Below are 24,325 nucleotides of genomic sequence, written 5' to 3'. Positions count from 1 at the left end.
GACCGAGGCGGATGTGCCTATCGGGCGAGTCAGAAAAAATTACGTCGCGCGGACGGGCAGTTAACGCTACCAGCGCAGGACGACCGAGCCCCAGCTGAGGCCGCCGCCGATGCCCTCGGTCACGATCAGCTGGCCGGGCTGGAAGCGGTTCTCGCTGTCGGCGACCGACAGGGCCAGCGGGATCGAAGCGGCCGATGTATTGCCGTGGTCGGCAACGGTCAGCACGACCTTCTCCATCGGAAGGCCCATCTTCTGGGCGGTCGCGGTGATGATCCGCATGTTGGCCTGGTGGGGGACCATCCAGTCCACCTCGGACGGGGTCAGGCCCGCCTTCTGCAGCGCGACATGGGCGGTCTTGGCCAGCTTCTCGACCGCGTGGCGGAAGACGAGGTTGCCCTGCATCCGCAGATGCCCCGCCGTGCCGGTGGTCGAGACGCCGCCATCGACGTAGAGCAGCTCGCGCAGGCTGCCGTCGCTGTTCAGGTCGCTGGCGAGGATGCCGCGGTCGTCCGAGGTTCCGGCCGCCTCCTGCGCCTCCAGCACCACGGCGCCGGCGCCGTCGCCGAAGAGAACGCATGTGGAGCGGTCGGTCCAGTCCATGATGCGCGAGAAGGTCTCGGATCCGATCACGAGGACGCGGCTCGCCAGCCCGGCGCGGATCATCGCGTCGGCATTGGCGAGGGCGAAGACGAAGCCGGCGCAGACGGCCTGCACGTCATAGGCGAAGCCGCGCTTGATCCCCAGCCCGGCCTGCACCATCGTCGCGACGGCCGGGAAGGTGAAGTCGGGGGTCGAGGTCGCCAGCACCACGCCGTCCAGATCCTCGGGACCGATGCCCGCCTTCTCCATCGCGGCGCGGCCGGCGCGGATGGCGAGATCGCTGGTGGTCTGGCCCTCGGCGGCGAAATGGCGACGCTCGATCCCGCTGCGCGAGCGGATCCATTCGTCGGTCGTGTCCAGCCGGTCCTCGAACCAGCTGTTCGGAACCACGCGCTCGGGCAGGTAATGCCCGGTGCCGATGATGACCGAGCGGCGCATCAGCGGGCGGCCCCGCTGTCTTCCGTGGGCGCGGGGGCAATCTGGGCGACGCGGGCCGCGAGGCGGTCCTGGAAGCCGGACTTCGACAGGGTGAAGGCCAGCTTGATCGCGGCCGAGACGCCGGTCGCGTCGGCCGAGCCATGCGACTTGATGACGGTGCCGTTCAGGCCAAGGAAGATGCCGCCGTTCACCCGCCGCGGGTCGATCCGCTTTTGCAGGCGCTTCAGCGAGGTCATTGCGAGGAGGGCGGCGAACTTGGACATGATCGAGTTCGAGAAGGCGTCCTTGAGGAAGTCGCCGACCAGCTTGGCCGTCCCCTCGCCGGTCTTCAAGGCGATGTTGCCGGTGAAGCCGTCGGTCACGATCACATCGACGCGCGCCGAGGGAAGGTCCCCGCCCTCGACGAAGCCCACATAGGAGAAGTTGCCGTCGGCGGCCGCGGCCCGGATCAGCTCGTCCGCCTGGCGCAGCTCGGTCCGGCCCTTGTGCTCCTCGGTGCCAACATTCAGCAGGCCAATGCGAGGCGTCGCGAGGTCGAGGCCGTTGCGGGCATAGGAGGCGCCCATCTGCGCGTATTGCAGCAGGTCATGCGCGTCGGCGCGGATGTCGGCGCCCACGTCCAGCATGATGTTGAAGCCCTGCGGGTTGCGCGAGGGCCAGAGGCAGGCGATGGCCGGCCGGTTCACGCCCGGCAGCTTCCTGAGGCGCAGCATCGACAGCGCCATCAGCGCGCCGGTATTGCCGCAGGAGACGGCGGCCTGCGCCTCGCCCAGGCGCACGGATTCGACGGTGGACCACATCGAGCTGCCGGCGCCCTTGCGGACGACCTGGCTCGGCTTGTCCTCCATCGTCACCACGCCTTCGGCATGGCGGATCTCGCAGCGGTCCGCGAGCGTCTTGCGACGGCCGATGAGGCGCGTCAGCTCGGCCTCGGGGCCGTGGACGATGAAGCGGATCTCGGGGTTCTTCTCGGCGCTCTCGGCCATGCCGGCCACGACGGCGGACGGGCCGCGGTCGCCGCCCATCGCGTCAACGGATATCACCACGCTGCCCCCGGTCTTGGGGGCGCGCGGCAAGTCCTGGGACGCGGAGGACGCAGTCATCGGATGGCGCCGGACCCGGTCAGGCCGCGTCGTCGTCCAGGTCGATCTCGTTGGCCTGCGCGATCACTTCGCGGTCGGCATAGTGGCCGCAGGACGGGCACACGTGATGCGGACGCTTCAGTTCGCCGCAGTTCGAGCATTCGTTCGGGTTGCCCGCGACCAGCGCATCATGCGCGCGACGCATGTTGCGCTTCGAGCGGGTTACGCGATTCTGAGGGACAGCCATGTCACCACCTCGGTTGTTCTCGGGTGGGGCGCCGCGCGCCGTCACCGCTGGATTGGAATTCGTAAATGAACCGCGCAGATACGCGATGAGCGTCCTGCCCGCAAGCCCTCGCAGCGGAGGGCCGCAGGTTTTCTTGGGTCAGGTTCGCGCGAGGGGCGGGATAGGGGACCCGGCGCCGCCGCGCAAGCGATTCGGCGCGAGGGACGGCGAGCCGGCGGCGTCAGTCGGGCGTGCCGCCCCCGCGCAGCAGCTTGTCGAGATCGGCGAAGGGGCGCCTGCGGTCGTCCTGATCCGCCTCGGCCGCGTCAGTGGCGGGGGCCAGTTCGGCCCCTTCGGCGCGCGGATAGGGCGGCAGGGCCAAAGCCAGCGCCTCGACCATGGCGGCGGTCAGGTCGATGAAGGTGCCGAGCGGCTCGAGCGTCTCGTCGGGCATCTCGACCTCGTCGCCCTCCGGCGCGCTGGCATGGGGCGAGAAGCGCAGCGTCACCTCCTCGGACAGATCGGTACGGACGGGCTTCAGCGTCACCACGCAGGCCTGCGTCACCCGCGCGGTCAGCCGCCCGTCCAGCCGCCAGCCCTCGCCCCGGTCGGCGCGGACCTCGCCGGTGAAGTCCAGCTTCGGCAGGCCCTCGATGCCCAGCTCCTCGGCCAGCGCGGCGCGGACCTCGGCCGAGGGGCGCAGGTGGAACGGGGTCGGCTGGCGGGCGCTGAGATGAGCGACGCGCAGGCGCTGCGGATGGGCCTCTGGGTCCGGGGCGCGGGTGTCTGGCATGGCGGCCTTGATCCTTCGGATGCGATTCGCGGGGCGGGACGCGCCGCGATTTGTCATTCTTGAGCGCGGGGACCGAGTTTGCTAGGCAGGGCGAGCCGCGTCAACCGCCCCCGCAAGAGGGCGCCCCATAGGTAAGGAGCCTGCATCAATGTCGGCCATCAAGCGCCTGCTGACAATCGCAATCCTTGCCGCGGGAGTGGCCGCCTGCGCACCCGTCTACCGCAACCACGGCTACGTGCCGCCCGAGTTCGAGCTGACGCAGGTGCAGGTCGGGCAAACCACGGTCGACGACCTGCCGGGGCTGATCGGGCGTCCTTCGGCGCAAGGGCTGCTGACGGGATCGGGCTGGTACTATGTCGGCTCGCGCTGGCGCGACTTCGGCGCCGCCCCGCCGCGCGAGGTGGACCGCCAGGTCGTCGCCATCTCCTTCGCCCCGAACGGCACGGTCAGCAATGTCGAGCGTTTCGGGCTGGAGCGGGGCCGCGTCGTCACCCTCTCGCGCCGCGTGACGGAAGGCAGCGTGACCGAGATCTCGTTCATCGGCCAGCTGCTGCGCAACGTCGGCAACTTCCAGGCGGGCGACTTCATCGACTGACGGCGCCGGGGGGCGCCGGCCGTCCTTACGCGGCCTGCACCAGCGCCCCGGCGAGCCGGTGCAGATCGGCCCGGTAGCCGGTGCGGGCCGAGGGCTGGTCGGGGTCCGAGGTCATGGCGATGACCGTCGCGGGCGCGCGCCGCGCCTCGGGGAAGACATAGATCATCTGCCCGCCATAGCCCCATCCGAAGCGCACGTCGCGCCCTCCAATCCGGCCGATGAACCAGCCATAGCCGTAGCCCTGGCCGCTGAAGATCGACGAGGTGCGCGGCTGCCAGCTCTGCTGCACCCAGGCCTCGGGCACTACCTGCCGGCCGCCGGCGCGGCCGCCATTCGCGTAGGTCGCGCCGAAGGCCAGAAGCGAGCGGGTGCTCATCGCCATCTGGTTGCCGCCCAGATAGATGCCCTGCGGGTCGCGGTCCCACCCGGTGATGCGGAAGCCGGGGATGGGCCCCAGCCAGTCCCGCGCCACGTCCAGAAGCGGCCGGCCGGTGACGCGGGTCAGCACGGCGGCGACCAGGTGGGTCGAGGCGGTGGAATACTGCATCCGCGTGCCGGGGTCCTGCGTGAAGGGCGCGGCCAGCGCCGAGCGGACCCAGTTGCGCGTGCTGACCCACCGGCCGTAATTCCCGCCCGACTGCCGCTCGAGCCCTGCCTGCATGGACAGGAGGTTCCCAAGCGTGATGCGGTGGATGCGCGGGTCCGGGTTCTGCGGCAGGTCGCTGCGCAGGATCGGCGCGATGGGCTGGTTCGGCCCCTCCAGGAGGCCGCGGCCGATGGCGATGCCGGCCAGCGCCGAGACCACGGACTTGGAGGCCGACTTGATGTTCGTCGGGCTGTCGGGGCTGAAACGGCCATAGCCGCGGGCGGCGATCTCCTGCCCGTTCTGCCAGACGGCGACGGCGCGCAGGGGATCGAGGCCGCGGGCCTGATCGAGAAGGGGCGAGACACTGGCGCGGGCAAGATGCGGGGCGGCCAGAAGCGGGGCGAGGCTGGCGGTCAGCAGGATGTGGCGTCTGTTCATGGCGCCTGTATGGCCTCTGGGGCCGGATAGGCGGAATCACGCTTGCGTGGGTGCTTGTTTGGGCGGGTTCCGGACCGTAGGGAGGGCGGAGATTTGCATGAGGCAGGCATGAGCGCGCTCGACGATCTGGCAGTCACTCCGTTCCATGACGCGGACGCGCCCTCGCGCGCGCGAATGCTGTCGCGGCTGGCCGATACCGAGCTGGCCGTGGCGCTGCTGCGCGAGCCGGCAGGCGACGAGGTGGCGCTGCGGATGTTCCCGCTGGAAGGCGGCGAGGTGGCGCTGGCCTGCGACAGCGAGGACCGGCTGGCGGATTTCTTCGGCGCACCGACGCCCTATGCGGCGATGCCGGGCCGGGTGCTGGCGGGGCTTCTGAAGGCGGCCGGGGCGGGGCTGCTGGTCAATCCCGGCGCGCCCTCGGAGATGCTGCTGGATGCGGGGATGCTGGACTGGCTGACCGGCGCGCTGGCGGGCACGCCGGAAGAGGCCGAGGCGCGGCTGCGCCTGGTGGCCCCCGCGCCCGAGGTGCTGGAGGCGCTGGCCGAGCCCTTGGCCGCGCGGCTGGCGGACATGCGCGGGCTGGCTTCCGGCGCGGCGCTGGTGGGCGTGGCGGGCGGCGGTCATCTGGTGATGCTGGCGGGCACCGACCCGGCGCGCCAGCCCGCCATCGCCAAGGCGCTGGCCGAGGCGCTGGCCTTTCTGCCGCCGCAGCCGGGCGGCGTCGATGTCAGCTTCGCCGACACGCCGCCGCCGGCCGGGGCGCTGCGCTTCGACATGAGCCTGCCCGCGCCTCCGTCGCCGGCCCCAAAGCCGAAGGGGCCGCCGATCCTGCGCTGACGCAGGTCCAAGCGGGGCTGCGGTTGCGCGGTCATCACGAAGCTGCGACAAGGTGCCGATGCAGATCCGTCACAAAGCCCTGTCCGTCCATCTTCTGACCGCCTCGGGCGCCGTTCTGGCGATGCTGGCGATGCTGGCCGCGGTCGAGGCCGAGTGGGCGATCATGTTCGTCTGGCTGGTCGTCGCCTTCGTGGTGGACGGCATCGACGGCCCGCTCGCGCGGCGCTACGAAGTCAAGAAGAACTGGCCCGCCTATGACGGCGTGCTGATGGACCTGATCATCGACTACCTGACCTATGTGTTCATCCCGGCCTTCGCGCTGTTCAAGTCGGGGCTGCTGGCGGGCTGGACGGGCTGGTTTGCGATCATCGTGATCGTCTTCGGCAGCGTCGTCTATTTCGCCGACAACCGGATGAAAACCAAGGACAACAGCTTCGCGGGCTTTCCCGGCTGCTGGAACATGGTGATCCTGGTCCTCTTCGCCGTGCAGCCGGTCTGGGAGGTGATCCTGGCCATCGTGACTGTGCTGACCATCGCCATGTTCCTCAACATCAAGTTCATCCACCCGGTCCGGACCGAGCGCTGGCGCGCCCTGTCGCTGCCCATCGCGGCGGCCTGGGTGGTCTTCGCGGGCTGGGCCGCCTGGCTCGACTTCGAGGCGCCCGAGCTGGTGAACTGGGGGCTGATCCTCACCTCGGTCTGGCTTCTGCTCGCCGGCGCGGCGCAGCAGCTGATCCCCGCGCGGCGGTAGCGCGGGCGTGGAGTGGCAGGGGGAAGGCACCGTCATCGCCCGCCGCCCCCATGGCGAGACCGCCGTCATCATCGAGGTGCTGACGCCGCTTCAGGGGCGTCACCTGGGGCTGGTGCCGGGCGGCGCCTCGCAGAAACGGGCGGCGATGCTGCAGCCGGGGGCGCTTCTGTCGCTACGCTGGCGCGCGCGGCAGGAGGGGCAGCTGGGCAGCTTCACGGCCGAGCCGGTGCGGCTGCGCGCGGGGCTGATGGCGGACAGCCTGGCGCTGGCGGGGCTGAACGCGGTCTGCGCGCTTCTGGTCTTCGCCCTGCCCGAGCGCGATCCGCACCCCGCGCTGTCCTTTGCCACCGAGGCGCTGCTGGACCTGATGGAGCGGGGCGGGGACTGGGGCGCCGACTACCTGGACTGGGAGATGCGGCTGCTGGACGAGATGGGCTTCGGGCTGGACCTCACCTCCTGCGCGGTGACCGGGGCGCGGGAGGGGCTGGCGTATGTCAGTCCCCGCTCGGGCCGGGCGGTCAGTCGCGAGGGCGCGGGGGAGTGGGCGGAGCGGCTGCTGCCGTTGCCGGCGCTGATGGGCGGGGCGGGGGACAACCGCGGGCGCGGGCTTGCCGAAGGGCTGACGATCACCGGCCATTTCCTGCGCGAGCGCCTTGCGGCCGAGCTGGTGGGCAAGCCGCTGCCCGCGGCGCGGGAGCGGCTGGTGCGGCGTCTTTCCGCGGCGGGGCAGGGGGGCGCTGCCCCCCGTCCCTGACGGGACTCCCCCCGGGATATTTCAGGACCAAAGCAGGACCCGATCGCCCCTTTACTGGTTGCCGCGGGCGGCCGAGAGGGCGTCGGTGGCAAGATCGGCCGGGCGGCCGCTTTCGAAGATCAGCCAGGTCGGGCCCTTGATGCGGAGGACGCCGCCGAAATACTCCATCTCGTTCGCCTGCTGCAGGGCGTTGAAGAAGCGCTGCTCGACCGCTTCGTCCTTGCAGCCGGTGATGCCGGTGGTCTGGATCGGCTCGAAGGCGACGGCGGGCAGGGGCACGGTGTTGCGAAGCGCATAGCCGTTGCAGGGGCCGCGGCCCGAGACGCCCTCGGCGCGGAGCGTCAGGGTGATGTTCCTCAGCGGCACGGTGCCGTTGCCGATGCCTACGAGGACGTAGTCATTCGCGGGAAGCCCGCCCATCGGATCGCCCGCCGGCTCGTTGTTGCAGGCGGCGAGGGTCAGGGCGGCGAGGCTGGCGATGGCAAGGTTGCGGGACAGCATGTGGCGTCTCCTTCGGGAGGATGGGCGAAAATTGGCCCAGATAACCATATTCCGCAGCCTGATCCAGCGGGTCGGGCGTCGCGGCCGTCCTCGGCCGCTTGCTCGCGTGGCAGGCGCGGCTCGCCCGGCAGGCGAGGCGGCACCGGCAAATGCTGGCCTTCCGGGCGGCGCGCCCGCCGCGGATGGTGGCGGACATGCCGGCCGAGCGTGACGTTTTTCCCACGCATCCGGTCGCGGCGCGCGGCTGCGGCATCATCTTTCCGGCATTGCCGCGCGAGGCGGTTCGTGATCCGGCGCGCGAATCGAAGCGCCCTTTTCTCTGCCGCCGCGGCACGATAGCGTCCGCGCCATGTTCGGTCTGGAAACCTGGCAGATCCTTGCGGCCCTCGGCGTGACCGCCTTCGCGGGCTTCGTGAAGGGCGCGCTGGGCTTTGCCATGCCGATGATCATGATGTCGGCCTTCGGCTCGGTCATGCCGGCCACGGTCGCGCTGGGCGCGATGATCCTGCCGACGCTTCTGAGCAACGTGCAGCAGGCCGCGCGCGAGGGGCGGGGGCCGGTGATGGCTTCGGTCCGCAAGTTCCGGCTGCATATCGCGATGGTGGTGATCTTCATCTGCGTCTCGGCGGGCTTTGCCAAGGCGATCCCGCAATGGGTGATGTACGGGCTCTTGGGCGTGCCGATCACGCTCTTCGCGCTGTGGCAGCTGTCGGGGCGGCCGCTGGCGCTGAACCTCAGGCACCGGAGGCGGGCCGAGGGAATCTCGGGCGTGATCGGGGGGCTTTACGGCGGCATCTCGGGGATCTGGGGACCGCCGCTGATCGTCTATCTGCTGTCCATCGGCACCGACAAGCGCGAGCAGGTGCGGGTGCAGGGCGTCGTCTTCCTGATCGGCGCGGTGGTGCTGACCGGGGCGCATCTGACCTCGGGCGTGCTGAACGCGCAGACGGTGCCGTTCTCGGCGCTGCTCTGTATCCCGGCGGTTCTGGGCATGAAGCTGGGCTTTGCGCTGCAGGACCGGCTGGACGTGCAGCAGTTCCGCCGCTGGACGCTGATCCTTCTGGTGCTGACCGGGCTGAACCTGGCGCGCCGCTCGCTTGAACTCTGGAGCCTTGCATGACCGATGCCGCCGAGTTGACCGCCCGCCTGATCCGTTGCCCCTCGGTCACGCCCGAGGAGGGCGGAGCCTTGGTGCTGCTGGCCGAGCTGCTGGAGGGCGCGGGGTTCGAGGTGCATCGGGTGGACCGGAACGGGACGTCGAACCTGTTCGCGCGGTGGGGGGCGAAGGGGGCGCGGGCGTTCGGGTTCAACGGGCATACGGATGTGGTGCCTCCGGGCGATCCGGCCTCTTGGACCCACGGGCCATTTTCGGGCCATGTCGAGGACGGGGTGATCTGGGGCCGGGGGGCGACGGACATGAAATCCGGGGTTGCCGCCTTCGTCGCGGCGGCGGTGGATTTCGTGACCGAGACGCCGCCGGACGGGGCGGTGATCCTGACCATCACCGGGGATGAGGAGGGGCCGTCGAAGGACGGGACCACCGCGATCCTCGACTGGATGGAGCGGAACGGCGAGCGGATGGAGGTCTGCATCGTCGGCGAGCCCTCGAACCCGGACGTGATGGGCGAGATGATGAAGATCGGGCGGCGCGGGTCCGCCACCTTCCGCATCCGGGCCAAGGGGGTGCAGGGGCATGCGGCCTATCCGCATCGGGCGAAGAACCCGCTGCACGCGCTGACGCGGATGCTGGCCGAGCTGACGGCCGAGCCTCTGGATCAGGGGACGGAGCATTTCGATCCCTCGGGGCTGCAGATCACCAGCATCGACTGCGGCAATCCCGCGTCCAACGTGATCCCCGAGGCGGCGACGGCGGTGGTCAACATCCGCTTCAACGACCTGCATACGGGGGCCTCGCTGACCGAGCGGCTTGAGGCGCATGCGGCGCGGATTGCGGGCGAGACAGGGGTGGCGCTGACGGTGACGGCCGAAATTTCGGGCGAGGCCTTCCTCACAGCGCCGGGGCCGTTCGTGGACATGGTGCGCGACGTGGTCAGCCGCGAGACGAACCGGGTGCCGGTGCTGTCCACCTCGGGCGGGACCTCGGATGCGCGCTTCGTCAAGGATCACTGCCCGGTGGTGGAGTTCGGCCTTGTCGGGCACCACATGCACCAGGTGAACGAGCGGGTGCCGGCGGCGCAGGTGCGCCAGCTCAAGGACATCTACCAGCGCGTCCTGGAAAGATTTTTCGCATGAGCCTGGTGATCGAGGAGACGCAGGACCTGGCGGCGTGCCACGCGCTGCGCCGCACGGTGTTCATCGAGGAGCAGGGCGTTCCCGAGGCCGAGGAGCTGGACGATCAGGACGGCGGCGCCATCCACCTTCTGGCGCGGCTGGACGGGCGGCCGGTGGGCAGCGCGCGGCTGATCCTGAAGGGCGAGACGGGCAAGATCGGGCGGGTCTGCGTGCTCAAGGACCAGCGCGGGACGGGGCTGGGGGCGGCGCTCATGCGCGCGGCGCTGGACGCGCTGCGGGCGCGGCCCGGGATCAGCCATGCGACGCTTGGATCGCAGGTCCACGCGATCGCGTTCTACGAGAAGCTCGGCTTCGTTGCGGAAGGGCCGATATACGACGATGCGGGCATCCCTCATCGTGACATGCGCCGCGCGCTCTGACCGCGGCAACGGAAGGCGGAGACGATGGACCAGATCCCCAGCAAGGCGCAGATCCTCGAATGGGTGGCGGACAACCCCGAGGCCAATTCCAAGCGCGACATTGCCAAGGCCTTCGGGATCAAGGGCGCCGCCCGGATCGAGCTGAAGCGCCTTCTGAAGGAGATGGAGGCCGAGGGTGCGCTGGAACGGCGCCGGCGCCATTACCTCGACGCCGAGGCGCTGCCGCCGGTTACCGTGCTGGAACTGCTGCCGCCGGACGGCTCGGGCGATCTGTTCGCGCGGCCACTGGAATGGCGGGGCGAGGGGGCGATGCCGCGCATCCTCTACCTGCCGCGGCAGACGGACCCGGCGCTCGGGCGGGGCGACCGCTTCCTCGGCAAGCTGATCGCGGTGCATGCCGAGGATCACAGCCACGAGGCGCGGCTGATCCGCCGCATTACCGCCAGCCCCAACCGCATCACCGGCATCTTCCGCAAGGAGAGCGAGGGGGGCCGCATCCTGCCCATCGACAAGGGGCAGGACAAGGAATGGAAGGTGCGCGCGGGCGACACGCTCGGCGCCGAGAATGGCGAGCTGGTGCAGGCCGAGCAGACCGGGCCGCGCGCCCGGCTCGGCCTGCCGCAGGCGCGGATCATCGAGCGGCTCGGCGATCCCTCGGCGCCGCGTGCGGTCAGCCTGATCGCGATCCACCAGCACGGCATTCCCGACGAGTTCCCCGAGGCGGTGCTGCGCGAGGCCGAGGCCGCCGCGCCCGCGCCGTTGAAGGGGCGCGAGGACCTGCGTGACCTGCCGCTGGTGACGATCGATCCCTCGGACGCGCGCGATCACGACGACGCGGTGGCCGCCGAGATCGAGGAGGATGGCGGCGCCTCGATCTGGGTCGCCATTGCCGATGTCGCCCATTACGTCCGCCCCGGCAGCGCGCTGGACCGCGAGGCGTGGAAGCGGGGCAACTCGACCTATTTCCCCGACCGCGTGGTGCCGATGCTGCCCGAGGCGCTGTCGGCGGACCTGTGTTCGCTGCACGAGCATGTGGACCGGCCGGTCATCGCGGTGCGGATGCGGCTGGACGCGCAGGGCAACAAGACCGGCCACAAGTTCTATCGCGGGATCATGAAGAGCCGCGCCTCGCTGGCCTACGAGCAGGCGCAGGCGGCGGCGGACGGGACGCCGGACGCGGCGACCGAGCCGCTGATGGACAGCGTGATCAAGCCGCTCTGGCATGCCTACGGCCTTCTGAAGGAGGCGCGGGCGCGGCGCCAGCCGCTGGACCTGGACCTGCCCGAGCGGCGGATCGAGCTGACGCCGGACGGGCGGGTGAGGTCGGTGAGCTTCCGCGACCGCTTCGACGCGCACAAGCTGATCGAGGAGTTCATGGTCCTGGCCAACGTCGCCGCGGCCGAGGAGCTGAACCGCCGCGGCCGTCCGCTGCTGTTCCGCGTCCACGAGGAGCCGAGCCTCGAGAAGATGGAGGCGCTGCGCGAGGTGGCGCAGGCCTCGGGCTTCACGCTGGCCAAGGGGCAGGTGTTGCAGACCAGCCACCTGAACCGGCTGCTGGAGCAGGCCGAGGGCAGCAATTTCGACGAGCTGATCAACATCTCGACCCTGCGCTCGATGACGCAGGCTTATTATCACCCCGAGAATTTTGGCCATTTCGGGCTGGCGCTGAAGGCTTACGCGCATTTCACCTCGCCCATCCGCCGCTATGCGGATCTGGTGGTGCACCGGGCGCTGATCACCGCCCATGGCTGGGGCAAGGACGGGCTGGACGAGGCGCAGGTCGAGCGGCTGGCCGAGACCGGCACCCATATCAGCGAGACCGAGCGCCGGTCCATGGCGGCCGAGCGGGACACGACGGACCGCTATCTGGCGGCCTACCTGTCAGAGCGGGTCGGGACCGAGATGACCGGCCGCATCAACGGGGTGCAGAAGTTCGGCGCCTTCGTGCGGCTGGACGAGAGCGGGGCGGACGGGCTGCTGCCGATCCGCTCGATCGGGCAGGAGTATTTCCACTATGATCCGGGCGCGCAGATGCTGGTCGGCAGCGACACGGGGCTGGAGATCGGGATCGGCCAACGGGTGACGGTGCGGCTGACCGAGGCGATGCCGATGACCGGCGGGCTGGTGCTGGAACTGCTGGAGCTGGAGGGCAGGGCCCTGCCGCGCGGGCCGCAGAAGGGCAAGCGAGGCCGGGTGCAGGGGCGGATGACGGTGAAGGCGCGGCTGGCCGAGATCAAGCGCGGGGCGAAACGGCGGCGCAAGCGGGACTGAGGCTGGGTGCTTTCGGCGCCGTGGTCGCTTGCGTCCCGCCCCTGCCGGGGGACTTCGCGTCCCCCGGTCCCCCTGCGGGATATTTCCGGACCAAAGCAGGCCGGCCTTTGCCTAGATGAGCCAGAGGATGCCGCCGACGATCACGCCTATGATCAGCAGGTGGACGACGCAGAAGCCCATGATGTCGCGCGGCTTCAGGCCCGCGATGCCCAGCATCGGCAGCGCCCAGAAGGGTTGCAGCAGGTTCGTCCAGGCATCGCCCCAGGCCACGCCCATCACCACCTTGGCGACATCGGCGCCGAGCGCCTCGGCCGCGGGAAGGACTACGGGGGCCTGCACCGCCCATTGGCCGCCGCCCGAGGGCACGAAGAGGTTCACGATGCCGGCGCTGATGAAGGACCAGAAGGGCAGGGTCTGGGCCGTCGAGATCGAGACGAACCAGCCCGAGAGGCTGGCGGCGAGGCCGCTGTCGGTCATGATCGCCATGATGCCGGCATAGAAGGGGAACTGGATCACGATGCCGGCGCCGCCGCGCACGGCCTCGTCGAGGCTGGCGAGCAGGCTGCGGGGCGTGCCGTGGAGGAGGACCCCGAGAAAGAGGAAGAGGAAGTTCACCACGTTGAGGTTCAGCCCGCCGCCGCCGACGAAGTGCAGCGCGAGCCAGGCAAGGCCCGGAACGCCGATCAGGACCATCAGCAGGGGGCTCGTCTCGAGCCATTGGGCGGGGCTGGGGCGGGCCGAGGGCGGGGCGGGTTCGGGCTCGCGCAGGAGGCTGGGATCGACCAGCACCTCCTCGCGCGGGTCGGGCAGCATGGCGCGGTTCACCAGCGGCACCGCGATCAGGACGGCCAGCGTGATCATCAGGTTCCAGCTGGAGAAGATCGTGGCCGAGGTCGGGATGAGGCCGATCTGGTCCTCCGCGAAATGGGCCGGGGTCGCGACGGTCAGCGGGATCGAGCCCGAAATGCCGCCATGCCAGATGACGAAGCCGGAATAGGCGGCCGCGACCAGCAGGCGGTAGTCGACGCGGACCTGGCGGGCGAGCTCCTTGGCGAAGATGGCGCCGACGACGAGGCCGAAGCCCCAGTTGATCCAGCTGGCCGCCAGCGAGACGAGGCTGACCATGACGATCGCGCCGCCGCGGCTGCGGGCGAGGCCCGCGAGGCGGCCCAGCAGGCGGCGCACGGGCGGGGAAGAAGCGAGGATGAAGCCGGTCACCAGCACCAGCAGCATCTGCATGGCGAAGGACAGAAGCGCCCAGAAGCCGTCGCCCCACATCCGGATCAGGTCTACGGGCGCCGTTCCCTGCGTGACGATGGCCGCGAGGGCGGCGATCAGCGTCAGGACGATGACGAAGATGAACGCGTCGGGAAGCCAGCGCTCCATCAGGCGGGTGGCGGGGCGGGACAGCAGTCTCAGCATCGGGTTCCTCCTGCGGCGAATGCCGGAAGGGTGGTCCAGACGGGGATCAAGTTCAAGCGAGGGAGCCGGGCGCGGGCGTCAGTCCTCGCGGAAGGCGCGGGCGAAATAGTCGGTGAGCGGCTTCGTGAGATAGTCGAGCGGCGTGCGCTCGCCGGTGCGGATATAGGCCTCGACCGCCATGCCGGGCAGCAAGGCCAGCGGGGCGAGGCGGTCGACCTCGGCCGGGGGAATCGAGACCTCGGCGCGGAAATAGGGGCTGCGCGTCATCTCGTCGACCAGCACGTCCGGGGCCACGCGCTCGAGCCGGCCGGAGATCTCGGGCGTGTGGCGGGCCGAGACGGCCGCGACGCGCAGCGCGACCTGCTGGCCCGGCGTCAGGACGTCGACCATCATCGGCGGCACGCGGACCGCGACCAGCAGCGGCCGGTCCTGCGGCACCAGCCACAGAAGCGGCTCGGCCGGGCGAATGACGCCGCGGGGGGTGGTGACCTGCATGTTGTGGACGATGCCCGCGACGGGCGCGCGGATGGCGAGGCGGCTCGCGCGTTCGCGCAGGGCGCGGCGGTGCTCGGCCAGCTCCAGCTCGCGCGGGCCCAGCTCGCGCAGCTCGGCCTCGGCCCGTTCGCGCTGCTCGGCGCGCAGGCGCAGCTTCATCACCTCCAGCTCGCTGAGGCGCGTGCGGGCCGCGGCGCGGCGGGCCTGCATCGCGCCCAGATCCCCGTCCATCTGCGCGGCCTCGCGCCCAAGCGCCGTCACGCGGCTGCGCTGCGAGAGCCCGCGGTCGAGAAGGCTCTGCTGGTCGGCGAGGTCCGCGCCGATCAGCGCGGCCTGGCGGCGCGCGGCCGCGATCTGCGCGTCGATGCCGGCGATCTCGTCCTCGACCTGGCGGGCCTGGGTGTCCAGCTGCTCGAGCGATTGCGACAGGGTGGCGCGGCGGGCGGTAAAGAGCTGCTGCTGGCCTGCGGCCAGCTGCGGGCCGGGGCCTGCCGGGCCGGCGGCCAGAAGCGCGGCGGGGAAGGTGATGCGGTCCAGATCGGCGCGCTCGGCCTCGAGCCGGCCGCGGCGGGCGAGGGTTTCCAGATACTGCGCCTCGACGATGGCCAGCTCGCTCTCGAGAAGGCTGCCGTCGAGGCTGAGCAGCAGATCGCCGGCGGCGACGCTTGCGCCGTCGGCGACCGCGATGCGCGCGACGACGCCGCCGTCGGGGTGCTGGACGACCTGCCGGTGCTGCTGGACCTCGACGATGCCGGGCACCACGACGGCGCCGCTGATGCGGGCGCCGGCGCCCCAGAGGATCAGCCCGGCCAGCACCGCCAGCGTCACGGCAAGGCCAAAAATCATCGCGCCGCGGATCGGCCAGGCGCGGGCGGGAATGGTTGGCGCGGCGGGCTGCTGCGGGCCGGCGGGCACGGGCGCGGCCTGCCGGCCTCGGTCGAAGACGACGGTCATGCGGCGCCGCCCTTCGTTGCGGCCTGCCGCGCCTCGGCGATTTGCGCCGCGTTCTCGGTCACCTCGCGCAGCACCTTGTCGCGGGGCCCGAAGCTGCGCCGGACGCCATGCTCCAGCACCAGCAGATACTCGCATTCGGTGATGGCGGCGGGCCGGTGGGCCATGATGATCACGCCGCCGCCGCGGGCCTTGATCCGGCGGATCGCGGCGTTCAGCGCCTCGGAGCCGGCATGGTCGAGATTCGAGTTCGGCTCGTCCAGAACCAGGATCACCGGGTCGGGATAGAGCGCGCGGGCAAGGCCGATCCGCTGGATCTGCCCGCCGGACAGGCGGCCGCCGGTCTGCGAGATGCGCGTGTCGTAGCCCTGCGGCAGGTCGAGGATCATCCGGTGGGCATCGGCGGCGCGCGCGGCCTCGACCACGCGGGCGGGATCGGGACTGGCGGCGAGGCGGGCGATGTTCTCGGCGATGGTGCCGTCGAACAGCGTCACCTGCTGCGGCAGGTAGCCGATCAGGCCGCCCAGCACGTCGGGATCGTACTGGTCCAGCGTCGCCCCGCCGAGCCGCACCGTTCCAGACAGAGGCGTCCAGGCGCCGGTCAGCGCGCGGGCGAGGGTCGACTTGCCGGCGCCCGAGGCGCCGATGACGCCGATGGCCTGGCCCGGCCGCAGCGCGAGGTTCACGCCGCGCAGGGTCGGGCTGGCGGCGCCCGGCGGGGCGACGGTGAGGTTGCGCAGGTCCAGCTGGGCCTGCGGGCGCGGCAGCGGGGTGCGGGGCGGCTCGGGCGGGTGGCGCGTCAGCAGGTGGCCGAGGCGCTGCCAGCCGTCCTGCGCCGCCTGGAGCCCGGCCCAACCCGCGACCAGCTGGTCCACCGGGGCCAGAGCGCGGCCCATCATGATCGAGCTGGCGATCATCGCGCCGGGCGTCAGCTGGTTGCGCAGCACCAGCCAGGCGCCCGCCGCCAGCAGCAGGCTCTGAAGGAACAGCCGGAACCCGCGCGAGAGGGCGGTCAGCCCGCCCGCAAGATCCGCGGCCCGCACGGCCTGGTCCTGCGAGGCGGCGCGGGCGCCGTGCCAGCGGGCGAAGGCCGTGCCGCGCATCCCGAGCGCGCCGAGCGTCTCGCCCTGGTCGCCGAAGAGATCCGCCATGCGCTGCGCGATGCCCCCGGCCTCGGCCGAGATCTGCAGCGGGCCGCGCGTCAGGGCGCGCGTCGCCAGGGTGATGAGCACCAGAAGCACCCCGCCACCAAGGGCGATGGCGCCCAGCAGCGGGTGGAAGACGAAGATCGCCGCCGCGAAGAGGGGCGTCCAGGGAAGATCGAAGATCGCCAGCATCGTCGGCGAGCCGACGAATCGGCTGACCGCCTCCAGATCGCGCGGTCCCATGGCGACGGCTGCACCCGGGCCGCGCAGCTGCTCGTCCCGCAGCGTCGCGGCGAAGACACGCGCCTCCAGCCGAGACTGGAACCGCGCGGCGATCCGCTGGACGATGCGGCCGCGCGCCACGTCGATGAGCCCCATCGCCAGGAAGAGGAAGGTCATCAACAGCGTGAGCGCCGCCAGCGTCTCGACCGATCGCGAGGCCAGCACGCGGTCATAGACCTGCAGCATGAAGATCGGCCCGGTCAGCATCAGCAGGTTCACCGCCGCCGAGAAGGCGGCGACGGCTGCGGCGACCGGCAGGCCGGCGGACTGCGCCAGGCGCAGCTCGTGCCGGCCGGGGCGCGTCGCGGTCATGGCCGCCGATGCCGTCATTGCAGTCCCTCCTGTCCGGCACGAGCCGACGAATCCGTGGCCTGGCGCGCCTTGCCGCCCGGCGGCCGCACCCTTAGAAACAGGCTGAGCCCGGCGGCAGGACGCCCGTCCGCTTGAAGCTGTGGCACAGAAAAGTAAGGAAATCCTTTGCGCGCTCTGCTTCTGTCGGCCCTCATCGCCTCCACCGCTTTGGCCGGCTGCGCATCACGGCCGGTGATGCAGGACGGCATCGCCATCAACGATCCCTATGAGGCGCAGAACCGGCGCGTGCATGCCTTCAACAAGGCGCTGGCCGCGCGCCTCTCCGGCCCCTCGGACGAGGCGGAGGCGGCGCCGCCGGCCGCCGCCGCGCCGGGCGAGCCGATCGGGCCGGGGCAGATGCTGATCAATGCGGGGCGCAACCTGTCGCTGCCCGGCAAGGCGGTGAACGGGCTTTTGCAGGGGCGGCCGGGACGGGCCGCGCAGAACCTCGGCCGCTTCGCGATCAACTCCACCGTGGGGCTGGGCGGGCTTTTCGATCCGGCCGCGGACAGCTTCGGCGTCACCGAGCGCGACACCGATTTCGGCGAGACGCTGGCGGTCTGGGGCGCTCCCGAGGGCGCATATCTGGAGCTGCCGCTGATCGGCCCGTCGACGCAGCGCGACGCGGCGGGGCGGGTCGTGGACCTGCTGATCGACCCGGTCAACCACGTCTTGTCGGGGCGCGATCTGGCGGCGGCCTGGGGGCTGCGGATCGCCTCAAAAGCCGGTGATCGGGCGCGTTTGGCCGGCAGCGTGGATGGCGTCCTGCAGCAAAGTGCGGATAGTTACGCGCAGGTTCGCCTGATCTGGCTGATGAACCGCCGCCATGAGCTGGGAGAAGAGCGCGATGTATTCGACCCCTACGAGGACGAGCCTGAGGTCATCGACCCCTACGAGGATTGACCGGCGCGCCTTCCTGGCACTCGCGGGCGGCGCGGCCCTGGCGGCCTTGCTGCCCCCCGCCCCGGCTTTCGCGCTGACCGCCGACCAGGCGACGGCGCATATCCAGCGCGCGGTGGACGAGGTCTATGCCGTCATCAACTCGGGCAACCAGTCGGCGCAGATCTACCAGCAGTTCGAGGCGATCCTGGCGCGCTATGCCGACATGGACGTGATCGCGCGGACAGTCCTTGGGCCGGCGGCGCGGCAGACCCCCGCGGCCGAACTGGCCAGCTACACGCAGGCGCTGCAGGGCTATATCGGCCGGAAATACGGGCGCCGGTTCCGCGAATTCGTCGGCTCGCGGGTCACCGTCACCGGCGCGCGGCCGCTGAAGAGCTTCTATGCCGTCACCTCGGTCGCCCAGCTGCAGGGCCGGTCGCCGATCGATGTTGAGTGGCATGTCTCGGACCGCTCAGGCGACGTGCGCTTCTTCAACCTGATCATCGAGGGGATCAACATGATTGCCTCGGAGCGGGCCGAGATCGCGGCGATGCTGGCGCAACGGCGCGGCAGCGTGGCGGCGCTGACGGCGGACCTGCGGCAGGCCGGTTGAGCCTCGGCAAGCCGTTAACCCAAAAGGTAGAAAGCGCTCTCGAATCCCGCCAAGCTGCGCCATGATCGCCCCGGTTAGAGGTGATGACGGCTTGAGGTCCGAGATGAGCGACATGTCCCCCGAATCCGGCTCGCCGCTGGACAGCGCGATCCGTCAGCAGGAACGGCTGACGATCTCGACCGTGCGGGCCGCCGTCGAGCGCGGCAGCGGCGTGCTGGCTTTCCAGCCGATCGTCCAGGCCAGCCAGCCCAACCGGCCCGCCTTCTACGAGGGGCTGATCCGCATCATCGACGATGGCGGGCGCCTGGTGCCGCTGAAGGATTTCATGCCGCAGGCCGAGGTGTCGGAACTGGGGCGCCAGATCGACTGCCTGTCGCTGTCGCTCGGGCTGGACACGCTGCGGCGCGATCCCTCGCTGCGCCTGTCGATTAACATGTCGGCGCGCTCGATCAGCTATCCGGGCTGGATCGACACGCTGCGCCGCGAGATGAGCGACGATCCCACCGTGGCCGAGCGGCTGATCCTCGAGATCACGGAAAGCTCGGCCATGGGCATGCCCGACGAGGTCATGGGCTTCATGAGCGAGGTTCAGGGCTACGGCATCAGCCTGGCGCTGGACGATTTCGGCGCCGGCTACACCTCGTTCCGATACCTGCGCGACTTCTGCTTCGACCTCGTGAAGATCGACGGCCAGTTCATCCGCAGCATCTCGAGCCACCGCGACAACCAGGTGCTGATGCAGGCGCTGCTGGCCATCGCCCGCCATTTCGACATGTTCACCGTGGCCGAGTCGGTCGAGACGGCCGAGGATGCCAGCTTCCTGATCGAGGCCGGCGTCGATTGCCTGCAGGGTTACTATTTCGGCGCCCCGACCATCGCGCCGCCGTGGAAGACCCCGCCCTCGGTGGCCAGCCGCTGAGACACGTGGTCCTGTTGACGGTCTATTAAGACCTCGGGTGCTAGGACGGGGGCACACTCGCCCAGACCGGAGCCTTTCTGCCCATGAACTACGTCTTCCGTCCCGCCACAGAGGACGCGCTGAGCTACTGTCTCTACCGCAGTATCGCGCGCCCCGGCACCACGTCCGAGGACGTGGAGGCCATCGTCAGCCATTCCCGCCGCCGCAACGCGGAACGGGGACTGACGGGCTGTCTGCACTACGAGAACGGCGTCTTCTTCCAGTGGCTCGAGGGGCCGTGGCGCGAGATCTTCCGGCTTCTGGACCTCTTGCGCGAGGACACGCGCCATTTCGAAGTGACGGTCCTGGACCAGGGCATGCTGGAGCGCCGTCTCTTCGAAGGCTGGCAGATGCGCCAGTCCGACCCCGAGGCCGCCTCGCTCTTCGCCTGGCTGGCGGACTGGGCGAACCGGCCCGAAGCGGGGGACGACGCCTATGTAGAGCGGGTCAACGCCTTCCTGAAGGCCATCGCGGATCAGGAGTAACGTGGGGGCCAAGGGGCGGGCGGCTGCCCGCCTCTTGGCACGCCTCAGCGGCGCCGGTCGCGGCGCGAGCTCATCGGCTGGAAGGCGACGCCCACATGGGCCTCGCAATAGGGCTTGCCCGGCTTGGAGGGCAAGCCGCAGAACCAGAACTTGTCGGTCGCGGGATCGCCGATGGGCCATTTGCAGGTCCGCTCGGTCAGCTCCATCAGGGTCAGCTTGCGGGCGCGCTTCTCGACCTCGCGCACCGAGGCCAGCGCCTCGGGGCTGATCTCGTTGGCCGAGGGCTGCGGCGGCAGCGGCTGGCCCGCCGGCACGATCGGGCGGCGCGGCACCGGGTTGAAGGCCGGGCGGGCAGGCGCCTCGGCGACAGGCTCGGCCTCGAGCGGCGCCTCGCCCACCGGCTCCGGTTCGACCGGGGCGGCGGCGGGACGGCTGGCCGCGGCGGCGGGAACGGGACGCTCGGGCGCGGCGACTGCGGGGGCTTCGATGGCGGGCTCGACCTCTTCCACGCGATTCGACAGGCCAAGGCGATGGACCTTGCCGATCACCGCGTTGCGCGTCACGCCGCCCAGCTCCTTCGCGATGGCGCTGGCCGACTGACCCTCGCCCCACATGCGCTTCAGCGTCTCGACGCGTTCATCCGTCCACGACATGGCTGCCTTTCCGGGCAGGCCCCGGCCCGCCGTCCATCTTGAAACCTGCGATTGGTCCCGTCAGAAACGGGATGCCGAGATTTAGCTGCCGACGCGCCGAAATTCAAGGCGCCCGAATCGAAGGACCGCCCCGATGCCCAGCCAGACCACCCGCCTGAAGCCCTCGGGTGCCAAAGTCATGGGCGATCACGCCATGGGCGTGCGCCGCTTCGGCCGCGTCAACTGGCTGGGCCTGGCCACGCTGGCCCGGCGCGAGGTGATGCGCTTCATGGCGGTCTGGCAGCAGACGATCTTCGCGCCGCTGATGACGGCGGGGCTGTTCGTCCTGATCTTTGCACTGGCCCTGGGGCAGGGGCGGGGCGAGGTGATGGGCCTGCCCTATCTGGTCTTCCTGGGTCCGGGCATCCTGATGATGACGGTGATCCAAAACGCTTTTGCCAACACCTCCAGCTCAATCACGGCGGCGAAGGTGCAGGGCAACATCGTGGACACCTTGATGCCGCCCCTCTCGGCGGGCGAGCTGCTGGCGGGCTATCTGGCCGGTTCGGTCGCGCGGGCGGGGCTTGTGGCGGTGGTGATCGGGACCGGGATGGTGCTGGTGACGGGGCGGGGGATCGCCCATCCGCTCTGGACGCTGGCCTTCGTCTTGCTGGCGGCGCTGATGCTGGGGGGGCTCGGCATCCTCGCAGGGGTTCTGGCGCAGAAGTTCGACCAGATGGCGGCGATCACCAACTTCATTATCACGCCGCTGAGCTTCCTGTCGGGGACCTTCTACTCGGTCCAGGCGCTGCCCGAGCCGTTCAACACCATCTCGCACTGGAACCCGGTCTTCTACCTGATCGACGGGGCGCGTTACGGCGTCACCGGGGTCAGCGACGCCCCGCCCGAGCGGGGGCTGTTGATCTGCGCCGTGGTCGTCGGTCTGGTCCTGTGGCTGGCATGGCGCTGGCTGAAATCGGGCTACCGGATGAAGCCTTAGGCGCGCCGTTCAGGCGCCGGGCGGGCGGGCCGCGCCGCCCCTCTGGCGGTCGCGCCAGACGAGGAGGGCGGCGCCCGAGACCAGCACCGCCGCGCCGATCAGGCTGATCCCGTCGGGCAAAACGCCGAAGAGGAACAGGTCGAAGCCGGCCGCCCAGATCAGGGTCAGGTAGAAGAAGGGCGCGACGAAGCTGGCATCCGCCCGGCGCATGGCCAGCAGGTTCAGCGCCTGCCCGCAGGCCATGAGCAGGCCGATCGCGGCCAGCGCGGCCCATTGCGGCGGGCTCGGGGTGGTCCAAACGGCCAGCGCGACCGTGGCGGCGATGGCGGCGCCCATCGCGTTGTTCACCAGCAGGATCTGCAGCGGCGATTCGCGGCGGGTGAGGCGCTTGATGAAGATCGCCTCCAGCCCCATCGCGGCGGCGGCGCCGAGGGCGATGAAGGCGGCCAGCTGCACGGCATCTCCGGGTCGCAGCAGGATCGCGGCGCCGATCAGGGCGATGGCGGCGGCGCTCCAGCGGACGGGGCCGACACGCTCGCCCAGCAGCGGGATGGCGAGGATCATGGTGAAGACGGGCGAAAGGAAGCTGATCGCGGTGGCGTCGGGCAGCGGCATCCGCGCCACGGCCGCGAACATCAGCGTGACCCCGCCCCATCCGCAGAGCGTGCGCGCCGCATGCGTGCCCCAGGCCGGGCGCGTCAGGCGCGGGCGCATCAGCGCGGCCACCGCCGCGATCCCGGCCAGCGCGAAGGCGAAGCGGCCGAAGCTGACCATCAGCGGCGGCAGCGCCGGCCCGAACGCCCCGACCCCGAGGCCCTTGGCCAGAACCGAGGTCGCGGCAAAGAGGCTGGTCGCCGCCACCATCAGCCCGGCCGTCACCCGCGCGTCCCGCTGTTCTTGGTTCGTTTTCATGGCCGGGGTCTAGGACGCACGCCCGTGCCTGTCCAGCCGCAGCGGCTGCATTTTCTCTTGCGCGAGCGGTCCTTCTTGCGCATGGTCCGCGCCATGAGCACCAGGCGCGCCCCCTCGATCCGACGTTGATGCACGGCCGTCCGGCCCTGCATCCCTGCCTGCCTGTCCCCCGTCACATCGCTGCAAAGGCCCTGCCCATGATCCCGCATGTCCTGCCGACCTATAACCGTGCCCCGCTGGCTTTCGAGCGGGGCGAGGGTACCTGGGCCATCACGGCGGACGGGACGCGATACCTCGACCTCGGCGCGGGGATCGCGGTCAATGTGCTCGGCCATGCCAATCCCGACCTGGTCGCGGCGCTGACGGCGCAGGCGGGGCGGATCTGGCATGTCTCGAACCTCTACCAGATCCCCGAGCAGGAGCGGCTGGCCGACCTGCTGGTGGACAAGACCTTCGCCGACACGGTCTTCTTCACCAATTCGGGCACCGAGGCGGCCGAGCTGGCGATCAAGATGGTCCGCAAGTACTGGGACCATGCGGGCGACCCGGACCGCATCGAGATCGTGACGGTCGAGGGCGCGTTCCACGGCCGCTCGACCGGGGCCATCGCGGCGGCGGGGTCCGAGAAGATGGTCAAGGGCTTCGGCCCGCTGATGCCGGGCTTCAAGCAGGTGCCCTTCGGCGATCACGAGGCGCTGAAGGCCTCGGTCACGGACCGCACGGCGGCGATCATGATCGAGCCGGTGCAGGGCGAGGGCGGCATCCGGGCGCTGCCCGACGTCTGCCTCAAGGGGCTGCGCGAGGCCTGCGACCGGACCGGCGCGCTGCTGGTCCTGGACGAGGTGCAATGCGGCATGGGCCGGACCGGGCGGCTCTTCGCGCATGAACATGCCGGGATCGCGCCCGACATCATGATGGTCGCCAAGGGCATCGGCGGGGGCTTCCCGCTGGGCGCCGTGCTGGCCACCGAGGCGGCGGCGGCGGGCATGGTCGCGGGCACGCATGGCTCGACCTACGGCGGCAACCCGCTGGCCTGCGCGGTGGGAACGAAGGTGATGGAGATCGTGGCGGACGACGCCTTCCTGGCCGAGGTGAACCGCAAGGCGGGCCTCATGCGCCAGAAGCTCGAGGCGCTGGTCGCGGCCCATCCCGAGGTGTTCGAGGGCGTGCGCGGGCAGGGCCTGATGCTGGGGCTGAAATGCAAGGCGGCGCCGGCGGATCTGGTCAAGGCTGGCTATGCCCAGCACATCCTGACCGTGCCGGCGGCCGACAACACGCTGCGCCTGCTGCCGCCGCTGAACATCACCGACGACGAGATCGCCGAGGCCGTGGCGCGGCTTGACCGGGCCGCGGACAGCCTGCCCGCCTGACGAAACGGCCCGCCCCGGCGTGGGGCGGGCCGTCCGGCACGCGGGTGGATGTCACGCGCCTGTCGCGGTGCTAATGGCCGAGGCGGCTGATTTCCTCCTTGAGGCGGAGTTTCTGGCGCTTCATGGCGACCAGTTCCAGGTCGTTCGTGCCAGGGCTTCTCTGAGCCCTTTCAACGGCATCGGACAGGACCTGATGCTTGCGGCGAAGTTCCTCGACATGATTGGCAACCGACATTCGCGTCCTCCTTGCGGATTGGATTGAACATCTGAATCCCATCACAGT

The 24,325-nt window shown here is 70.5% G+C and carries 26 protein-coding genes; 14 read left to right on the top strand and 12 right to left on the bottom strand.

Annotation, left to right across the window (positions count from 1 at the left end):
• Positions 1–66: 66 nt before the first annotated feature.
• The 4 genes from BLP73_RS08455 to BLP73_RS08440 all read right to left on the bottom strand — a co-directional run bounded on the left by BLP73_RS08455 (position 67) and on the right by BLP73_RS08440 (position 3,139).
• Positions 67–1,038, bottom strand: a complete 972-nt coding sequence (locus BLP73_RS08455; RefSeq protein ID WP_090742516.1) for a beta-ketoacyl-ACP synthase III — start codon at positions 1,036–1,038, stop codon at positions 67–69.
• The gene (gene plsX / locus BLP73_RS08450; protein ID WP_090742514.1) at positions 1,038–2,141 is read right to left on the bottom strand and encodes a phosphate acyltransferase PlsX; all 1,104 of its coding nucleotides are present in this window, start codon (positions 2,139–2,141) and stop codon (positions 1,038–1,040) included. Before plsX ends, BLP73_RS08455 begins: the two co-directional genes overlap by 1 nt.
• Positions 2,142–2,160: 19 nt before the next feature.
• Complete coding sequence (rpmF, locus tag BLP73_RS08445) at positions 2,161–2,367, bottom strand: 50S ribosomal protein L32 (RefSeq protein WP_090742511.1); 207 nt, start codon at positions 2,365–2,367, stop codon at positions 2,161–2,163.
• Between the two features lie 220 nt (positions 2,368–2,587).
• On the bottom strand, positions 2,588–3,139 hold the full coding sequence (locus BLP73_RS08440; RefSeq protein WP_090742508.1) for a YceD family protein: 552 nt from the start codon (positions 3,137–3,139) through the stop codon (positions 2,588–2,590).
• A gap of 148 nt (positions 3,140–3,287) precedes the next feature.
• Between BLP73_RS08440 and BLP73_RS08435 the strand changes: the two genes are divergently transcribed.
• Positions 3,288–3,734: an outer membrane protein assembly factor BamE gene (locus BLP73_RS08435; protein ID WP_090742505.1), complete on the top strand. Its 447-nt coding sequence runs from the start codon at positions 3,288–3,290 to the stop codon at positions 3,732–3,734.
• Between the two features lie 25 nt (positions 3,735–3,759).
• On the opposite strand, the gene BLP73_RS08430 is transcribed toward BLP73_RS08435, so the two are convergent.
• Positions 3,760–4,758 carry a serine hydrolase domain-containing protein gene (locus BLP73_RS08430; protein WP_090742502.1) on the bottom strand — a complete coding sequence of 333 codons (999 nt, stop codon included), beginning with the start codon at positions 4,756–4,758 and terminating at the stop codon, positions 3,760–3,762.
• Positions 4,759–4,866: 108 nt separating this feature from the next.
• Here BLP73_RS08430 and BLP73_RS08425 point away from each other — a divergent pair, with 108 nt between their 5' ends.
• Genes BLP73_RS08425 through recO form a run of 3 tightly spaced genes read left to right on the top strand, consistent with a single transcriptional unit; the run spans position 4,867 to position 7,100 of the window.
• Positions 4,867–5,595 carry an SseB family protein gene (locus tag BLP73_RS08425; protein ID WP_090742499.1) on the top strand — a complete coding sequence of 243 codons (729 nt, stop codon included), beginning with the start codon at positions 4,867–4,869 and terminating at the stop codon, positions 5,593–5,595.
• A gap of 58 nt (positions 5,596–5,653) precedes the next feature.
• On the top strand, positions 5,654–6,346 hold the full coding sequence (locus BLP73_RS08420; protein ID WP_090742495.1) for a CDP-alcohol phosphatidyltransferase family protein: 693 nt from the start codon (positions 5,654–5,656) through the stop codon (positions 6,344–6,346).
• Positions 6,347–6,353: 7 nt separating this feature from the next.
• Positions 6,354–7,100: a DNA repair protein RecO gene (recO, locus tag BLP73_RS08415; RefSeq protein WP_090742493.1), complete on the top strand. Its 747-nt coding sequence runs from the start codon at positions 6,354–6,356 to the stop codon at positions 7,098–7,100.
• A gap of 51 nt (positions 7,101–7,151) precedes the next feature.
• Here the strand turns inward: recO and BLP73_RS08410 are convergent, their stop codons facing one another.
• On the bottom strand, positions 7,152–7,601 hold the full coding sequence (locus BLP73_RS08410; protein ID WP_175453283.1) for an META domain-containing protein: 450 nt from the start codon (positions 7,599–7,601) through the stop codon (positions 7,152–7,154).
• Between the two features lie 349 nt (positions 7,602–7,950).
• On the opposite strand from BLP73_RS08410, the gene BLP73_RS08405 reads away from it, so the two are divergent.
• From BLP73_RS08405 to rnr, 4 genes are read left to right on the top strand one after another with little or no spacing between them, the layout of a single operon-like run.
• On the top strand, positions 7,951–8,721 hold the full coding sequence (locus BLP73_RS08405) for a sulfite exporter TauE/SafE family protein (RefSeq protein ID WP_090742487.1): 771 nt from the start codon (positions 7,951–7,953) through the stop codon (positions 8,719–8,721).
• Positions 8,718–9,854 (top strand): succinyl-diaminopimelate desuccinylase, encoded by a 1,137-nt coding sequence (dapE, locus tag BLP73_RS08400; protein ID WP_090742484.1) that lies wholly within the window; start codon positions 8,718–8,720, stop codon positions 9,852–9,854. Before BLP73_RS08405 ends, dapE begins: the two co-directional genes overlap by 4 nt.
• The gene (locus BLP73_RS08395; RefSeq protein ID WP_090742481.1) at positions 9,851–10,273 is read left to right on the top strand and encodes a GNAT family N-acetyltransferase; all 423 of its coding nucleotides are present in this window, start codon (positions 9,851–9,853) and stop codon (positions 10,271–10,273) included. Before dapE ends, BLP73_RS08395 begins: the two co-directional genes overlap by 4 nt.
• A gap of 24 nt (positions 10,274–10,297) precedes the next feature.
• On the top strand, positions 10,298–12,544 hold the full coding sequence (gene rnr / locus BLP73_RS08390; protein ID WP_090742478.1) for a ribonuclease R: 2,247 nt from the start codon (positions 10,298–10,300) through the stop codon (positions 12,542–12,544).
• Positions 12,545–12,655: 111 nt separating this feature from the next.
• Here rnr and BLP73_RS08385 read toward each other — a convergent pair whose 3' ends face one another.
• The 3 genes from BLP73_RS08385 to BLP73_RS08375 all read right to left on the bottom strand — a co-directional run bounded on the left by BLP73_RS08385 (position 12,656) and on the right by BLP73_RS08375 (position 17,169).
• Positions 12,656–13,966 (bottom strand): short-chain fatty acid transporter, encoded by a 1,311-nt coding sequence (locus tag BLP73_RS08385; RefSeq protein ID WP_090742475.1) that lies wholly within the window; start codon positions 13,964–13,966, stop codon positions 12,656–12,658.
• Between the two features lie 78 nt (positions 13,967–14,044).
• Positions 14,045–15,415 (bottom strand): HlyD family type I secretion periplasmic adaptor subunit, encoded by a 1,371-nt coding sequence (locus BLP73_RS08380; RefSeq protein ID WP_090742472.1) that lies wholly within the window; start codon positions 15,413–15,415, stop codon positions 14,045–14,047.
• Positions 15,412–17,169, bottom strand: a complete 1,758-nt coding sequence (locus BLP73_RS08375) for a type I secretion system permease/ATPase (RefSeq protein WP_425415687.1) — start codon at positions 17,167–17,169, stop codon at positions 15,412–15,414. Before BLP73_RS08375 ends, BLP73_RS08380 begins: the two co-directional genes overlap by 4 nt.
• Before the next feature lie 147 nt (positions 17,170–17,316).
• Between BLP73_RS08375 and BLP73_RS08370 the strand changes: the two genes are divergently transcribed.
• From BLP73_RS08370 to BLP73_RS08355, 4 genes are all read left to right on the top strand, one after another.
• On the top strand, positions 17,317–18,093 hold the full coding sequence (locus BLP73_RS08370) for an MlaA family lipoprotein (protein ID WP_245686605.1): 777 nt from the start codon (positions 17,317–17,319) through the stop codon (positions 18,091–18,093).
• A complete protein-coding gene (locus BLP73_RS08365; protein ID WP_090742468.1) occupies positions 18,038–18,685 on the top strand; it encodes an MlaC/ttg2D family ABC transporter substrate-binding protein in 648 nt (215 codons plus the stop codon). Before BLP73_RS08370 ends, BLP73_RS08365 begins: the two co-directional genes overlap by 56 nt.
• A gap of 103 nt (positions 18,686–18,788) precedes the next feature.
• A complete protein-coding gene (locus BLP73_RS08360) occupies positions 18,789–19,604 on the top strand; it encodes an EAL domain-containing protein (RefSeq protein WP_090742465.1) in 816 nt (271 codons plus the stop codon).
• 83 nt (positions 19,605–19,687) lie between these two features.
• On the top strand, positions 19,688–20,128 hold the full coding sequence (locus tag BLP73_RS08355) for a BLUF domain-containing protein (protein WP_090742461.1): 441 nt from the start codon (positions 19,688–19,690) through the stop codon (positions 20,126–20,128).
• A 44-nt stretch (positions 20,129–20,172) separates the two neighbouring features.
• Here the strand turns inward: BLP73_RS08355 and BLP73_RS08350 are convergent, their stop codons facing one another.
• On the bottom strand, positions 20,173–20,781 hold the full coding sequence (locus BLP73_RS08350; RefSeq protein ID WP_090742459.1) for a GcrA family cell cycle regulator: 609 nt from the start codon (positions 20,779–20,781) through the stop codon (positions 20,173–20,175).
• A gap of 133 nt (positions 20,782–20,914) precedes the next feature.
• Here BLP73_RS08350 and BLP73_RS08345 point away from each other — a divergent pair, with 133 nt between their 5' ends.
• Positions 20,915–21,760 carry an ABC transporter permease gene (locus tag BLP73_RS08345; RefSeq protein WP_245686603.1) on the top strand — a complete coding sequence of 282 codons (846 nt, stop codon included), beginning with the start codon at positions 20,915–20,917 and terminating at the stop codon, positions 21,758–21,760.
• A gap of 9 nt (positions 21,761–21,769) precedes the next feature.
• Here the strand turns inward: BLP73_RS08345 and BLP73_RS08340 are convergent, their stop codons facing one another.
• Positions 21,770–22,672 carry a DMT family transporter gene (locus tag BLP73_RS08340; protein ID WP_090742456.1) on the bottom strand — a complete coding sequence of 301 codons (903 nt, stop codon included), beginning with the start codon at positions 22,670–22,672 and terminating at the stop codon, positions 21,770–21,772.
• A 197-nt stretch (positions 22,673–22,869) separates the two neighbouring features.
• Between BLP73_RS08340 and BLP73_RS08335 the strand changes: the two genes are divergently transcribed.
• The gene (locus BLP73_RS08335; protein ID WP_090742453.1) at positions 22,870–24,042 is read left to right on the top strand and encodes an aspartate aminotransferase family protein; all 1,173 of its coding nucleotides are present in this window, start codon (positions 22,870–22,872) and stop codon (positions 24,040–24,042) included.
• 70 nt (positions 24,043–24,112) lie between these two features.
• Here BLP73_RS08335 and BLP73_RS08330 read toward each other — a convergent pair whose 3' ends face one another.
• Positions 24,113–24,277, bottom strand: a complete 165-nt coding sequence (locus BLP73_RS08330) for a YdcH family protein (protein ID WP_090742451.1) — start codon at positions 24,275–24,277, stop codon at positions 24,113–24,115.
• Positions 24,278–24,325: the final 48 nt, after the last annotated feature.

It is taken from the genome of Paracoccus tibetensis, from assembly GCF_900102505.1.
In the GTDB taxonomy this organism is placed as follows: domain Bacteria; phylum Pseudomonadota; class Alphaproteobacteria; order Rhodobacterales; family Rhodobacteraceae; genus Paracoccus; species Paracoccus tibetensis.
This window is presented reverse-complemented; position numbering and strand designations above follow the sequence as displayed.

Bases quoted from the DNA above. Each gene is read 5' to 3' on its own strand.
- BLP73_RS08455 (WP_090742516.1), bottom strand. From the start codon at position 1,038: ATGCGCCGCTCGGTCATCATCGGCACCGGGCATTACCTGCCCGAGCGC.
- plsX (WP_090742514.1), bottom strand. From the start codon at position 2,141: ATGACTGCGTCCTCCGCGTCCCAGGACTTGCCGCGCGCCCCCAAGACC.
- rpmF (WP_090742511.1), bottom strand. From the start codon at position 2,367: ATGGCTGTCCCTCAGAATCGCGTAACCCGCTCGAAGCGCAACATGCGT.
- BLP73_RS08440 (WP_090742508.1), bottom strand. From the start codon at position 3,139: ATGCCAGACACCCGCGCCCCGGACCCAGAGGCCCATCCGCAGCGCCTG.
- BLP73_RS08435 (WP_090742505.1), top strand. From the start codon at position 3,288: ATGTCGGCCATCAAGCGCCTGCTGACAATCGCAATCCTTGCCGCGGGA.
- BLP73_RS08430 (WP_090742502.1), bottom strand. From the start codon at position 4,758: ATGAACAGACGCCACATCCTGCTGACCGCCAGCCTCGCCCCGCTTCTG.
- BLP73_RS08425 (WP_090742499.1), top strand. From the start codon at position 4,867: ATGAGCGCGCTCGACGATCTGGCAGTCACTCCGTTCCATGACGCGGAC.
- BLP73_RS08420 (WP_090742495.1), top strand. From the start codon at position 5,654: ATGCAGATCCGTCACAAAGCCCTGTCCGTCCATCTTCTGACCGCCTCG.
- BLP73_RS08410 (WP_175453283.1), bottom strand. From the start codon at position 7,601: ATGCTGTCCCGCAACCTTGCCATCGCCAGCCTCGCCGCCCTGACCCTC.
- BLP73_RS08405 (WP_090742487.1), top strand. From the start codon at position 7,951: ATGTTCGGTCTGGAAACCTGGCAGATCCTTGCGGCCCTCGGCGTGACC.
- dapE (WP_090742484.1), top strand. From the start codon at position 8,718: ATGACCGATGCCGCCGAGTTGACCGCCCGCCTGATCCGTTGCCCCTCG.
- BLP73_RS08395 (WP_090742481.1), top strand. From the start codon at position 9,851: ATGAGCCTGGTGATCGAGGAGACGCAGGACCTGGCGGCGTGCCACGCG.
- rnr (WP_090742478.1), top strand. From the start codon at position 10,298: ATGGACCAGATCCCCAGCAAGGCGCAGATCCTCGAATGGGTGGCGGAC.
- BLP73_RS08385 (WP_090742475.1), bottom strand. From the start codon at position 13,966: ATGCTGAGACTGCTGTCCCGCCCCGCCACCCGCCTGATGGAGCGCTGG.
- BLP73_RS08380 (WP_090742472.1), bottom strand. From the start codon at position 15,415: ATGACCGTCGTCTTCGACCGAGGCCGGCAGGCCGCGCCCGTGCCCGCC.
- BLP73_RS08375 (WP_425415687.1), bottom strand. From the start codon at position 17,169: ATGACGGCATCGGCGGCCATGACCGCGACGCGCCCCGGCCGGCACGAG.
- BLP73_RS08365 (WP_090742468.1), top strand. From the start codon at position 18,038: ATGTATTCGACCCCTACGAGGACGAGCCTGAGGTCATCGACCCCTACG.
- BLP73_RS08360 (WP_090742465.1), top strand. From the start codon at position 18,789: ATGAGCGACATGTCCCCCGAATCCGGCTCGCCGCTGGACAGCGCGATC.
- BLP73_RS08355 (WP_090742461.1), top strand. From the start codon at position 19,688: ATGAACTACGTCTTCCGTCCCGCCACAGAGGACGCGCTGAGCTACTGT.
- BLP73_RS08350 (WP_090742459.1), bottom strand. From the start codon at position 20,781: ATGTCGTGGACGGATGAACGCGTCGAGACGCTGAAGCGCATGTGGGGC.
- BLP73_RS08345 (WP_245686603.1), top strand. From the start codon at position 20,915: ATGCCCAGCCAGACCACCCGCCTGAAGCCCTCGGGTGCCAAAGTCATG.
- BLP73_RS08340 (WP_090742456.1), bottom strand. From the start codon at position 22,672: ATGAAAACGAACCAAGAACAGCGGGACGCGCGGGTGACGGCCGGGCTG.
- BLP73_RS08335 (WP_090742453.1), top strand. From the start codon at position 22,870: ATGATCCCGCATGTCCTGCCGACCTATAACCGTGCCCCGCTGGCTTTC.
- BLP73_RS08330 (WP_090742451.1), bottom strand. From the start codon at position 24,277: ATGTCGGTTGCCAATCATGTCGAGGAACTTCGCCGCAAGCATCAGGTC.